This is a genomic window from Nocardioides taihuensis, assembly GCF_042657275.1.
Classification (GTDB): Bacteria; Actinomycetota; Actinomycetes; order Propionibacteriales; family Nocardioidaceae; genus Nocardioides; species Nocardioides taihuensis.
Genome location: NZ_JBHSKD010000029.1, coordinates 53,663 through 66,429, shown reverse-complemented (window position 1 = coordinate 66,429; position 12,767 = coordinate 53,663). Strand labels below are relative to the sequence as shown.

Here is a 12,767-nt window from a genome sequence, read left to right as displayed (position 1 = left end):
GAGACGGCTAGGGGTCCGTGGCCTCGAGCAGGTCGAGGCTGAACGCCACCAGCTCCGCCCGGTCGGCGGCGTGGTCGTCGTCGAGTGCCGTCGAGAGGCCCACGAAGAGGAACAGCTGGAGGGCGTGGGCGCGACGGACGTCCGCGACCGAGAGCGTCAGACCCTCCTGCGCGAGCCCGGCGGTGTACGCCGCGACGCAGGCCTCGTCGACCACCGGGAGAGGGTCGGTGTGGCGGCGCCCGAGCTGCCACTCGCCGGCCACCAGCTGACCGAGGTCGAAGGCCAGCGGGTTGGGGAGCCAGAAGCCGTAGTCGATCAGCACGAACGAGCCCGGGTCACCCCCGGCCAGCAGGTTGTTGGGACAGGCGTCCCCGTGCGAGGTCAGGCGTGGGAGCGAGACGAGCTCCTCGGTGACGGTCGGGACCCGCTCGGCGGCGGCGAGCAGCCGCGCGTGCAGGTCGGGGGGAAGTCCGGTGAGGGACGGCAGGCGGGGCAGGACGTCGACCGCGACCCGGCCGTGCACGTACTGCCAGATCGACCAGGTGAACGCCCCGACGTCGGCGAGCGGGCGGACCCGCTCGCTCGCCGCCAGGCGGCCGAGCAGCCGGGCGGCCCGCGTGTAGCGGTCGAGGTCCCAGGCCACAGCGGGGTGGCGGACGTCCTCGAGCCAGAGCGACGATGACAGGGCGTCGAGGTCGAAGACGCCCAGGGCCCGGGGCATGCGCAGGCCGTCGGGGAGCCGGTCCCCGAGGTCGGAGCGGTAGACGAGCGGCTCGGTGCGCCAGGGGACGCTCGACGCCGCCACCTCGCGGAAGTCCTCGGGCACGGACCTGAACTCCGGGGAGCGGCTCCAGCACTGCACGTGCTTGACGAACATCCGGAAGGACTGGTCGCCGCCCGGCGTGCGGGCCGTGCCCGACACCCACGACCGGCTGGCCGTCGTGATCGCCGGCAGGTCGTAGTCGACCGGCACGGCGTGGCTCTCGAGCACCTCGACGCCGGCGGCGTCGTGGCCGAGCAGGTCGGCGACCATGCCCGTGAGGACGTCGTCGGCGACGTCTGCCGGGCCCAGTGCAGAGCGGTCGTGCATGGTCCCTCCGGCGTGGAAGAGTGCTGTGACCAGTCCCCCACGGTGCGGTCACCCGGTGGCCGGCGTCAACCGGACTCGACGCGGGCGCCGTGACCCGGGACCACCCGTCCGGGCTCCCCGACTGACCCGTCCGGGCCACGCCGTCCGGGCCATGTCGCGATCTCGCTCTGCCGCCTAGGCTGCCGAGGTCACGGAGTGGGCGAGAGCCGACGGGTGGGGAGCTGTCCAGCGAGGCAGACCGGGTCGGCAGGTGCCGGCGAACCTGCTCCGGGCGGCGGGGAGCCGGACCGGCCGGGGGGCGGTCGGCCGGGCTCCCCGGCGCCGACCACCGCCGCGCCCCCTCCCATCCCGTCGTCTTGCGTCCGTGAGCTCGACCAGGACGAGGAGACAGCGCCCGTGGAGGCCCCGGCCACGGTGACGCAGGCCCGGCGGTGTCGCGCCGCTAGGGCGCCGGGGTCGTCCGCTCCACGACCGCCCGCAGGTCACCGGCCGCCAGCGCGCCGTAGGTGCCGTCGTACGACGGGCCGAGGCGCGAGCCGCAGAACGCGTCGGCGACCGCGGCGGGGGCGAAGCGCACCAGCAGCGACCCCTGCAGGCAGGCGGCCATCCGGCCCGCGAGCCGGCGGGCGCCGGCCTCGAGCGCGACGGGGTCGGCGAGGTCGCCGAGCAGGGCGAGGGTGTCGTCGATCGCCCGGTCCAGGCGGACGTCGCCCCCGCGCGCCCGGCCGACCTCGGTGATCCAGGCGGCGAGCGCCTCCGGCTCGCGCGAGAGCGCGCGCAGCACGTCGAGGGCGTTGACGTTGCCCGAGCCCTCCCACACCGAGTTGAGCGGCGCCTCGCGGTAGAGCAGCGGAAGGCCGGAGTCCTCCACGTAGCCGTTGCCGCCGAGGCACTCCAGCGCCTCGGCGACCATGCCCGGGGTGCGCTTGCAGACCCAGAACTTGGCCAGGGGGAGGGCGATCCGGCGCAGCGCCACCTCGTGGGGGTCGTGGGGCGCGTCGACCGCCGCGGCCAGCCGGATCGCCACGGCGGTGGCGGCCTCGGACTCCACCGCGAGGTCGGCGACGACGTTCTGCATCAGGGGCTTGTCGGCGAGCAGCGAGCCGAAGGCCGAGCGGTGCGCCACGTGCCACGACGCCTCGGCGACCGCGCGCCGCATCAGGCCCGCCGAGCCCAGCACGCAGTCGAGCCGCGTGGCGGCCACCATCTCGATGATCGTGCGCACGCCGCGGCCCTCGTCGCCGAGCCGGCGGGCGACCGTGCCGTCGAGCTCGAGCTCGGAGGAGGCGTTGGACCGGTTGCCGAGCTTGTCCTTGAGGCGGACCACGTCGAGCTGGTTGCGGGTGCCGTCGGGCAGCACGCGCTGAACGACGAAGCAGGTGAGGCCGGCGTCGGCCTGGGCGAGCACGAGGAAGACGTCGTTCATCGGGGCGGAGGTGAACCACTTGTGCCCGTGCAGCGTGTAGGTGCCGTCGGGCTGTGCCACCGCCCGCGTGACGTTGGCCCGCACGTCGGACCCGCCCTGCTTCTCGGTCATCCCCATCCCTGCCAGGGCACCGCGCTTGGTCGCCGGCGGGCGCAGCCCGGGGTCGTAGGTGGTGGACGCCAGCAACGGTGTCCACTCCTTGGCCAGGGCGTCGTCGGCGCGCAGCGCGGGCACCGCGGCGTACGTCATCGAGACCGGGCAGCCGTGACCGGGCTCGGTGTGCGACCAGGCCAGGAAGCCCGCGGCCCGGCGCACGTGGGCGTGCGGCGCGCCGGCCTCCTGCTGCTCCCACGGCGTGGCGGCCAGCCCGTGGCCGACCGCACGCTCCATCAGCCAGTGCCACGAGGGGTGGAAGACCACCTCGTCGACCCGGTTCCCGTAGCGGTCGTACGGCGTCAGCCGCGGCGGGTTCTGGTTGGCCAGCAGCCCGTGCTCGCGGGCCTCGGCGGAGCCGGCCTCGCGCCCGAGGTCCGCGAGGTCGGCGACGACCTCGGCGGACGCGTGCCGGGTCACCGCCTCGACCAGGGCGAGGTCGGTGGCGACGACGTCGTGACCGACCAGCGGGGGCGCCTGGTTCGTGGCCGCGCGGGCGTCCCGGATATCGGTGACCATGTCGTTACGGTAGTTCCATGCCGGCGTCCGACACCCCACCGTCCGCGACGGTGGGCGTGGTCGCGACCTGGTTCGCGACCGTGCGCGAGGTGGTCTGGCGCCTGGTCGTGACCACCGTCGGCTCGTGCCTGCGCCACCGGGTCACCGGCCTGGCCGCGGAGGCCGCGTTCTTCGCCGTGGTCTCGGTGCCGCCACTGATCTTCGCGCTCGCCGGAGGCGTCGGCTACGTCAGCGAGCGCTTCACCCCGGCGCAGGTCGCCGACACCCAGCAGGCCGTCATCGACCTGTCGTCGCGGTTCCTGACGCAGAGCGCGGTGGACCGCATCATCACCCCGACGGTCGACGACGTCCTCAGCGGGCCCCGGCTCGACGTGATCTCGCTCGGCTTCGTGCTGGCGCTGTGGTCGGGGTCGCGGGCCCTCAACGTCTTCGTCGACACGATCACCGTGATGCACGGGCTCGGCGGGCACCGCGGCATCGTCCGCACGCGCGCGCTGTCGTTCCTGCTCTACGTGCTGGCGATGGTCACCGGCGTCGTCACGCTCCCGCTGGTCGTCGCCGGCCCCACGCTGGTCCGCAGCGCGCTGCCCGACCGGCTCGACGTGGTGATGGGCTTCTACTGGCCGATGGTGGTGCTGCTCTGCATCTGCTTCCTGGCCACGCTCTACCACGTGTCGGTGCCGGTGCGGACCAACTGGAGCTTCAACCTGCCCGGCGCCGCGTTCGCCCTGGTCTGCTGGATCTTCGGCTCCTACCTGCTGCGGTGGGTGCTGACCGTGACCGCCGCCGACTCCCGCTCGATCTACGGCCCGCTCGCCGCACCGATCGCGGTGCTGCTCTGGCTCTACCTCGTCGCGATCGCGGTGCTGATCGGCGCGGCGGTCAACGCCGCCTTCGACACGGTCTTCCCCCAGAAGTCGACGACGCGGGCCCGGCTCGAGCTGGTCCAGCGACTCCGGCAACGCCTGTCCACCCGTAGCGATCCGGTCGAGTAGGTTGCGGTTCGTGGCGGACGACGTGAGGGACACCACCGGTCGGGTGGCGCTGCCGGACAAGGTCCGTTCCCCGTGGTGGCAGCTCGGCCGCCGGATGCTGCTGGCGGTGCTGATCCTGGTCGGCACCGTGATGCTGGTCTACCTCGACCGCGACGCCTACCGCGACAACAACGACCCGACCGGCCAGGTCGACATGATCGACTCGATCTACTACACGACCGTCACCCTCAGCACGACCGGGTACGGCGACATCGCGCCCGACGAGGCGCACTCACGCATGATCAACGCGTTCGTGGTCACGCCGTTGCGCATCGCCTTCCTGGTGCTGCTGATCGGCACCACCCTCGAGGTCCTGGCCAGCCAGGGCCGCGAGATGTTCCGCGTCGCCCGGTGGAGGAGACAGATGAACCAGCACGTCGTCGTCGTCGGCTACGGCACCAAGGGGCGCAGCGCCGTTGAGACGCTCGTCAACAACGGCTTCGACCGCGACACGATCGTGGTGGTCGACACCGGTGGCCAGGCGCTCCAGGACGCGCACAGCGACGGCCTCGCCGTGGTGACCGGCGACGCCACCCGCCGCGACGTGCTGCTCCGCGCCGGCGTCGCCCGGGCCGACCACGTGATCATCACGACCGACCGCGACGACTCCAACGTGCTGGCGACGCTGACGGTGCGTCAGATCAACCCCGACGCCTTCATCGTCTCGGCGGTGCGCGAGGGGGAGAACGTGCCGCTGATGAAGCAGTCCGGGGCCAACTCCGTGATCACCTCCTCCGACGCTGTCGGGCGCCTGCTCGGCCTGTCGTCGCTCTCGCCCACGCTGGGCTCGGTGATGGAGGACCTGCTGACCTACGGCGAGGGGCTCGAGGTCGCCGAGCGCGACCTGCTCGTCAACGAGGTGGGCCAGCCCCCGCAGTCGCTGCCCGACCAGGTGATCGCGGTGGTGCGCGACGAGAAGGTGTACCGCTACTTCGACCCCGTGGTCACCCAGCTGGCCCGCGGCGACCGGCTGGTCGTCGTACGCCCGGCGAAGGAGCTGCCCTGGGCGCCCCGCCCGGGCACCCACGACGAGGAGCTCGCCACCGACGAGGCGTGAGCCGGGTTCCCAAACCTCGCACCGCCACGTCAGCATGAACCCATGAGCCCGTCGGTCGAGCTGGACCGCACGCTGCCGCCCTCGCCGACCAGCGCCGGTGAGGCCCGGCGGCTGCTGCGCGAGGTGCTCAGCGAGACGGGCGCCGGCGACTGGGTCGACAACGCGCAGGTGGCGATCAGCGAGCTCGTCACCAACGCGCTGGTGCACGCCGGGACGCCCATCCGCCTGCACGTGCACGCCGAGCGCGGCGGGCTGCGGGTCGAGGTGGCTGATGGCAACCCCCACCTGCCACGGCAGCGCGACTACGCCGCGACGTCCCCCACCGGCCGCGGGCTCCACCTGGTGGACGAGCTGGTCGACAGCTGGGGCGCCTTCCCCGACTCGGACGGCAAGGTCGTGTGGTTCGAGATCCGCGAGGGGGAGCGCAGCACCCGGCGGGCGCCGTTGCTGCCGATCCCGGTCGACGCGGAGCCGCCCGTGCTGGTCTCGGTGCAGGTCGACCTCCTCGAGGTGCCGTTGCTCATGCACCTGGCCTGGCAGGAGCACGCCGCGGCCCTCCTGCGTGAGTACCTCCTCGCCACCATGGAGGACGACGCCACGGTGATCGAGCAGCACGCCGGGGCCAGCGAGGCGCTCAGCATCCTCCACGAGCAGGTGCCCGAGCCCGAGCTGGCGCTCGAGCCCGGCCGGGTCATGGACGACGCGGCCGGCACCGGCCTGGTGGCACCCCGCTGCGCCGTCCGCATCCCGGCCGACTCGCTCGGCAGCTTCGCGACGCTCGACGCCCTGCTCGACGCCGCCGTCGAGATGGCGGAGTCCGGCAGCCTGCTCTCCCCGCCGGTGCAGCCGGAGATGCGCGAGCTGCGGCGCTGGATCTGCCGCGAGGTGCGCGAGCAGGGCCGGGGCGCCGCGCCGCGGCCGTGGTGGCCGGTCACCGCCGACGAGCCGCCTCCGGACGGGCTCGAGGAGCTGGTGTGGGACCCCGCGCCGGTCACCGGCTCGACCCGGGCCCTCGTGGCGGTCGACGACGCCAACCGGGTGGTGGCGATCAGTGCCGGCGCGCTGGACCTGCTCGGGTACGACGTCGCCGGCGACCTGGTCGGCCGACGGTTGCTGCACATCGTCCCCGAGCGGTACCACCAGGCGCACGTCGCCGGCTTCACGCTGCACCTCACCAACGGCCGGTCGCCCCTGATCGGCAACCGGGTCACGGTCCCCGTGCGGTGCCGGAGCGGCGAGGAACGCCTTGTCGGCATGGTCGTCACCGTCGAGGGGCTGCCGCGCGGGCGGAGGGTGTTCACCGCCGAGCTGCTCGACGAGGCCGGATGACAGCAGGAGGCGCGCCGGCGGGCGTGGCCTGAGAGGATGCCGGAGGAGGTCCCGTCCAGGGGCGCCGTCAGGGGGATCGGGGGGATGCAGGTGCTCGGGCACGCCGGGGTGCGCACGCTGCTGTGGGCGACGGCGTTCACGCTCGCCGGCCTACTCGGACGCGCGACGATCATCGAGGGCGCCACCCTGAGCCTGGTGTGGCCGGCCGCCGGCGTCGCGGTGCTGTGGCTGCTCTTCCAGCAGGCCGCACCGCGCTCCTGGGACACCGTGGCCCTGGCACTCGCCACGGTGGTCGTGAACGCCGTCACCGGAGCGTCCGCCGAGCTCGTCGCGACCCTGGTCGTCGCGAACCTGGTGCAGGCGCTGATCATCGTCGGGCTCCTGCGCCGCTGGGTCGGTCACCTCGACGGGTGCGGCGGCGACGAGCCGCTGGCGGCCAACCGCGACCTCGGCCGGTTCACCGCGGCGTGTGCGATCGGCACCCTCGCAGGGGCGGTGGTCGGCACCCTGGGCGCCACCCTCGCGGAGGGCGCCTGGGACGCCGTGGGCCTCATCGGCGCGCTGGTGTGGTGGGGGCGCAACCTGTGCGGCGCGATCCTCATCGGCACCACCGGCGTGCTCACCTGGCACCGGTTGCGGAGCGGCGGTACGACGCGTCCCCCCACGCGCTGGCACGTGGTCGAGGGCGCCGGCCTGGTGGCCGCCACGGTGTTCCTCTACTGGATCGCCTTCGGCCTCGATCTCCCCCTCGCCTTCCCGCTGCTGGCGATCGCGGTGTGGGCCGGGCTCCGCTTCAGCCCGCTCGCCGTCGCCTGGCACGCCCTCGGGTGCGCGGCGCTCGGCATCGGCTTCACCCTCGAGGGGGACGGCCCCTTCGCCGCGCTCGACCACCCGGCGCTGGCCGCCCTGCTCGCCCAGCTGTTCGTCGGCCTGGTCGCGCTCACGGGTCTCGTCGTGGCCGTCGGCCGCGACGAGCGGGTCCGCCTCGCCGACGGCCTGCGCGCGGCCGAGCGGAGGGCGACGGCGCAGACCGACACCCTGACCACCATCCTCGAGTCGATGACCGACGGCGTCGCGGTCGTCGACGAGGGCGGGCACTTCGTCCTCCACAACCCCGCCGCCCTGGCCCTCCTCGGGCTGTCCGGCCCGGTCCCGTTGCGCCAGCTGGCCCAGCGGATCACGCGGCTCGACGGCACGCCGTTCCTCGACGAGGCCGAGCGTCCCGGCGTGCGCGCGCTCGACGCGGTGGTCCGCGACGTCGACGTGCTGGTCCGCCGCCCCGACGGCACCGAGCGGGTGCTGCGGATCTCGGGTGGGCCGCTGCCCGGGGAGTCCGAGGGCAGCACGCGCGCGGTGCTCAACCTCCACGACATCACCGCCGACCTGCAACGAGCCGAGGAGCTGCAGCAGTTCGCCCGGACCGTGGCCCACGACATCCGCAACCCGATCGCGGCCATCGACGGGTGGAACGCGGTGATGCGACGGGCCTCGCGCGCGGGCACGCTGACCCCCGAGCAGGTGGAGCGGTTCACCGGCCGGCTGGCCGGCTCGGCGCAGCGGCTCAACCGGCTCATCGACGGGCTGCTCGACCACGCCACCAGCGCCGACCGCACGCTGGCCCTGACCCGGATCGAGCTCGAGCCGCTGCTGCGCCGGATCGTGGAGAGCCGGGGCGCCGACGGGCACGTGACGTGGGGTGACCTCCCGACGGTGCGCGCCGACACGCTCCTGGTGAGCCAGCTGCTCGACAACCTCGTCGGCAACGCCCTGAAGTACGTCGAGCCGGGCGCCGAGCCCCGCGTCGAGGTCGCCGCGGAGGAGCGACGCCCGGGCTGGGCCACGATCACCGTCCGCGACGAGGGCATCGGGATCCCGGAGGCACAGCTGGAGTCGGTCTTCGACGAGTTCCAGCGCGCCCACGCGACGCAGTTCGAGGGCACGGGCCTGGGGTTGTCGATCGCGCGCCGCGTCGTGAACCGGCACGGCGGCACCATCCGCGCCCTGGCCAACGACGACGGCCGCGGCACGACGTTCGAGCTCACCCTGCCGCTGGACACCACCGATCCGCCCGGTGTCGCCACCGGTGTGCGGGGCACGAACGCGCGTGAGCACGACCGATGAGACCGACGAACTCGAGACCTGGTGGAGGAGATCGCCGGGGCTGGAGGGCGACCCCCGAGGTGCTCGACCAGACGGTCGAGGGGGGCCTCGGGCGGGTCCGCGAGGCGCTCGGCGCGCCGTGACCTCCGCTCGACCCGGAAGACGTCTCAGGGGCGCGTCGTGACGACGCGCCCCTGAGCGGCAGGGCTCCCTCCCCACCAGCGTCCACCCACCGGAGCGGGGGGACGCCGTACCCGTCCGCTCGTGCCGGGGAGCGGCGGGTGCCAGCACCGTAGGTCCCCGCCCGGGGTTGCGCCACGACTCCCACGGCCCTTCACGGGAACTTCACGGCACGAGGCCGACGAGGGGGAGTCACGGCAGCGCGTCGAGGAGGGTCGCGGGCAGCCACTCGTCGGCGAGGATCCAGCCGTGCTCGTCGGCGACCGGGTGGACGACCCGACCGTGCCACCCGGTGCTGCGGCGTTCCCACGCCAGCAGCAGCCCGGGCAACCGGCCGTCGACCGTCGTCACCCAGCAGTGCTTGACGACCGGCGGGGGAGCGGGGGCCGGGTCGGCCGCCACGTCGTCCCCGCGGGTGCGGGCCAGGCGGTCGGCCATCGAGCCGTACCGGCCCCGCTTGTTCATCCCGCCCGCCATGGCGGGATGGTATCGAACAGGCGTTCGATCCGTCAGCGGTCCTCGTGCACCATCATGTCGAGCGCCACGGTGGCGGCGAGCACCACGACGGGGTCCGTCCCCGGCTCGATCTCCACGCCGTAGGTGTCGGCGACCCGGAACCACTTCTTCGACACGCTCGCGACGCGGTGGCCGTCGTCCTCGAACTCGTACTCGTGGTCGAGGATGTTGCCCTTCACGTCGAGGTCCGAGCCGTTCTCGACCTCGACGTGCCAGCGGTCGCGCAGGGGGGTGATCAGGGCCTTCTTGACCATCGCGATCCGGTTGCCGTCGCCGTCCTCGATCGCCATGGCGTCCTTGATCCGCAGCATCTTCTCCTGGATCTTGGCGACCTTCCGGCCGCCGGCGTCCTCGAGGATGAGGGTGTCGCGGATCCGCAGCGCCTTGCCGTCGACCTTGAAGACGCGCTGGCCGGCCTCGTCCTCGATCCAGTAGTCGTCGCCGATCGACACCAGCTTCTGCCGCATCCGGTACTTCACCGCTCCGCCACCGTGCCGCTCCTCGCGACGCTCCTGACGACGATCCCTGCCCAGTGCCATGTCCTGCTCCTGTCTCGTGCTCGACCCCTGCGTGACGCTACGGCGCCGGGAGCCGGCCGCCATCCTCCGCCGGGGACGGGACGCGGGCACCCGGCCGGGGGCGGCATGATGACCCGGTGACCCACGGCATCTCCTTCCCCCGGCGCCCCGACGGTCGACGCAGCACCACCGCCGTGGGACGAGCGGTCGTGGCCGCGGCACTCGCCCCGGTGGACCCCGTGGGGTCGCGGGCTGCCGCCCAGGAGACGGCGTGGCGCAGCGGCTACCTGCTCCACTTCCGCCGCCTCGTCGAGGCCGGGCTGGCCCGGCCCGCGGACGCCCGGGCGATCGCCGCCGCCGGGCTCGGGGCCGTCCGCGAGGAGATGGTGGTGGCGCCGGACGACGAGGGCGACGACCTCCCGCTCGCGTCGCTCGCCGACGCGCCGGGGCGGCGACGCCTGCGGAGCGCGGAGGTGGTGGGCACCGGTCGCCCGGTCGAGGAGCTGGTGCTGCCCCACCACGGGCGGCGCCTGCGCGGCGCCGAGCTGCGCGGGCAGCTCGACGAGTGGGTACGCCTCGGCGTGCTCGAGCCCTCCGCCGCCGAGGCCGCGACGCAGGTGCAGGCCAACCCCGACTGGCTGCGGCTCGAGGGGCGCACCGTGGTGGTGCTGGGAGCCGGCGCGGAGATGGGGCCGCTGGGGCCGCTGCTCGGGTGGGGCGCGACGGTGGCCGCGGTCGACCTGCCCACCAGCGGGATCTGGGAGCGGGTGCTGCGCACCGCCCGGGCCGGCGCGGGCCGGCTGCTGCTGCCGGTGCCGGCCGAGGGCGACCTCGAGGACCGCGAGCTGGCCGGCGCCGCGGGGGTCGACCTGCTGGCCGAGGTGCCCGAGGTGGCCACCTGGCTGCACGACCTCCCGGGGCGCCTGGTGGTCGGGAACTACCTCTACGCCGACGGCGGGACCCACGTGCGGGTCTCGGTGGCGGCGGACGCCCTGGCCGAGCGGGTCACCCGCGAGCGGCCCGACTCGGCACTCGCCTTCCTGGCGACCCCCACCGACGTCTTCGCGGTGCCGCGCGAGGCGGTCGAGCAGTCGGCACGGGCGTACGCCGAGAGGTCGCGCGCCGGCAAGCTGGTCGGTCGTCCCCTGCGCTGGGCCAGCCGCGGCCGTCTGCTGCACCGGGCCTACGCCCCCGACGCAGACCCGGGGATCGGCGACTGCCTGGTGCCGGTGCAGGGGCCGAGCTACGCCCTGGCCAAGCGCATCCAGCGCTGGCGTGCGACGACCGCCCGCGCCGCCGGGCAGGAGGTGTCGCTGCACGTCGCGCCCTCGACCCGCACCCGCTCGGTCGTGAAGAACCGCGCGCTCGCCGCTGCCTTCGCCGGCGCCCACCGGTTCGGCGTGGAGGTGTTCGAGCCCGACACGGCGAACACCTTGATGGCCGCCCTGCTCGTCCACGACCTCGCCGCGGGCGCGCCCGTCCACGAGCACCCCTGGCAGGACGAGGCGTACGGCGCGGTGCACGGCGGCCTGTGGCGCGCGGCGTACGAGCCGCGCAGCGCCCTCGGCCTCGCCGCGATGCTCGGCTACGCGAGCGCGCGCGGCTGACGAGGGGGTACCGATGTCGACGTTCGTTCCGGGCATCGACCTCAGCCGTCGGCTGCACGACGAGGTGGTGCGACCCATCATCGAGGCCCGACTCCCCGGGCTGGCGTATGCCGCGGGGCTGCTCGGTCGCGGTTCGGAGGTCCTCGGGTTCGACGACCAGATGTCGACCGACCACGACGGGGGCCCGCGGCTCCTGCTCTTCCTGGGCGAGCGCGACGTCGAGGCCGGCGCCGGGGACGTCGTGCGCGGCGCGATGCCGCCCACCCACGACGGGCGGCCGGTCGAGCTCGAGGTGCACAACCTGCGCGGCTGGTTCCGCGACGAGCTCGCCCTCGACGTCGCCCGGGAGATCGAGGTGGCGGACTGGCTCACGTTGCCCGAGCACGTCCTGGCCACCGTCGTGGCCGGCGAGGTGTTCCACGACGACGTCGGGCTCGGTGAGGTCCGCGACCGTCTGGCGTGGTACCCGCGGGACGTGTGGCTCTACCTGCTGGCCACCGGCTGGTGGCGGATCCACCCGGAGGCGAACCTGGTCGGCCGTGCCGGCCACGTCGGCGACGACCTGGGCTCGGCGCTGATCGGGTCACGGCTCGTCACCGAGATGATGCGCCTCTGCTTCCTGATGGAACGCCGCTACCCGCCGTACCCGAAGTGGTTCGGGACGGCGTTCGCCCGGCTGGACAACGGGCCCGACCTCATGCCGGCGCTGACCGCGGTCGTCCGTGCCGAGAACTGGCAGGCGCGCCAGGCCGCCCTGGGCGAGGCCTACCGCAGGCTGGCGTCGGTGCACGACCGGCTCGGGCTCACCGAGGCCGTCCCGCTGGAGACCGTGCGGATGTGGGACCGGCCGTTCGAGGTGCCCTGGGCGGACTTCCCGGGCCTGCTCCACGCCGAGATCCGCGACCCCCAGGTCCTGGCGGTCGCCGAGCAGTTCCCCCTCGGCCCGGTCGACCGGTTCCGCGAGCTGCTGTCGCCCCCGCGGAACCGGCGCCGGTTGCGGCGCGTCCTCGACGCCGACGAGATCAGGCCACCGCGAAGCCCGGGCGCCGCAGGCTGATCCGACCCGGGACGCCGTCGGACACCCGCACTGCCGTGAAGGTCCTCCGACCAGTCCTGGAGGTCGAGGCCACGCCGCTGCGCGGGCTCGTCGATGTGCACCTCGTCGGTCTGCCCCGCCAGCCAGCCGCCCACACGCGACCTGGCCAGCCCTTCGAGGCGCGGTGGAGCACGACGAGGGC

The 12,767-nt window shown here is 74.2% G+C and carries 10 protein-coding genes; 6 read left to right on the top strand and 4 right to left on the bottom strand.

Features of this window, described 5'->3' with window-relative positions:
- Nucleotides 1-7 precede the first annotated feature (7 nt).
- Nucleotides 8-1,090: a phosphotransferase gene (locus tag ACFPGP_RS22970; RefSeq protein WP_378593828.1), complete on the bottom strand. Its 1,083-nt coding sequence runs from the start codon at nt 1,088-1,090 to the stop codon at nt 8-10.
- Between the two features lie 442 nt (nt 1,091-1,532).
- Nucleotides 1,533-3,188, bottom strand: a complete 1,656-nt coding sequence (locus ACFPGP_RS22965) for an acyl-CoA dehydrogenase family protein (protein WP_378593827.1) — start codon at nt 3,186-3,188, stop codon at nt 1,533-1,535.
- Nucleotides 3,189-3,205: 17 nt separating this feature from the next.
- Between ACFPGP_RS22965 and ACFPGP_RS22960 the strand changes: the two genes are divergently transcribed.
- The 4 genes from ACFPGP_RS22960 (at nt 3,206) to ACFPGP_RS22945 (ending at nt 8,729) form a co-directional block, all read left to right on the top strand.
- Nucleotides 3,206-4,183, top strand: coding sequence for a YihY/virulence factor BrkB family protein (locus tag ACFPGP_RS22960; protein ID WP_378593825.1), 978 nt, complete (start codon nt 3,206-3,208; stop codon nt 4,181-4,183).
- 10 nt (nt 4,184-4,193) lie between these two features.
- Entirely contained in the window at nt 4,194-5,279 is a 1,086-nt protein-coding gene (locus tag ACFPGP_RS22955) for a potassium channel family protein (RefSeq protein ID WP_378593823.1), read from the top strand.
- A 42-nt stretch (nt 5,280-5,321) separates the two neighbouring features.
- Complete coding sequence (locus ACFPGP_RS22950) at nt 5,322-6,608, top strand: ATP-binding protein (protein WP_378593821.1); 1,287 nt, start codon at nt 5,322-5,324, stop codon at nt 6,606-6,608.
- An 84-nt stretch (nt 6,609-6,692) separates the two neighbouring features.
- A complete protein-coding gene (locus tag ACFPGP_RS22945) occupies nt 6,693-8,729 on the top strand; it encodes an ATP-binding protein (RefSeq protein WP_378593819.1) in 2,037 nt (678 codons plus the stop codon).
- A 351-nt stretch (nt 8,730-9,080) separates the two neighbouring features.
- On the opposite strand, the gene ACFPGP_RS22940 is transcribed toward ACFPGP_RS22945, so the two are convergent.
- Both ACFPGP_RS22940 and ACFPGP_RS22935 read right to left on the bottom strand, forming a co-directional pair.
- Complete coding sequence (locus ACFPGP_RS22940) at nt 9,081-9,365, bottom strand: hypothetical protein (protein WP_378593817.1); 285 nt, start codon at nt 9,363-9,365, stop codon at nt 9,081-9,083.
- Nucleotides 9,366-9,397: 32 nt separating this feature from the next.
- A complete protein-coding gene (locus tag ACFPGP_RS22935) occupies nt 9,398-9,943 on the bottom strand; it encodes an LURP-one-related/scramblase family protein (protein WP_378593816.1) in 546 nt (181 codons plus the stop codon).
- 116 nt (nt 9,944-10,059) lie between these two features.
- Here ACFPGP_RS22935 and ACFPGP_RS22930 point away from each other — a divergent pair, with 116 nt between their 5' ends.
- The gene (locus tag ACFPGP_RS22930; protein WP_378593814.1) at nt 10,060-11,529 is read left to right on the top strand and encodes a hypothetical protein; all 1,470 of its coding nucleotides are present in this window, start codon (nt 10,060-10,062) and stop codon (nt 11,527-11,529) included.
- Between the two features lie 13 nt (nt 11,530-11,542).
- Complete coding sequence (locus tag ACFPGP_RS22925) at nt 11,543-12,586, top strand: DUF4037 domain-containing protein (protein WP_378593812.1); 1,044 nt, start codon at nt 11,543-11,545, stop codon at nt 12,584-12,586.
- The last annotated feature ends 181 nt before the right edge of the window (nt 12,587-12,767 follow it).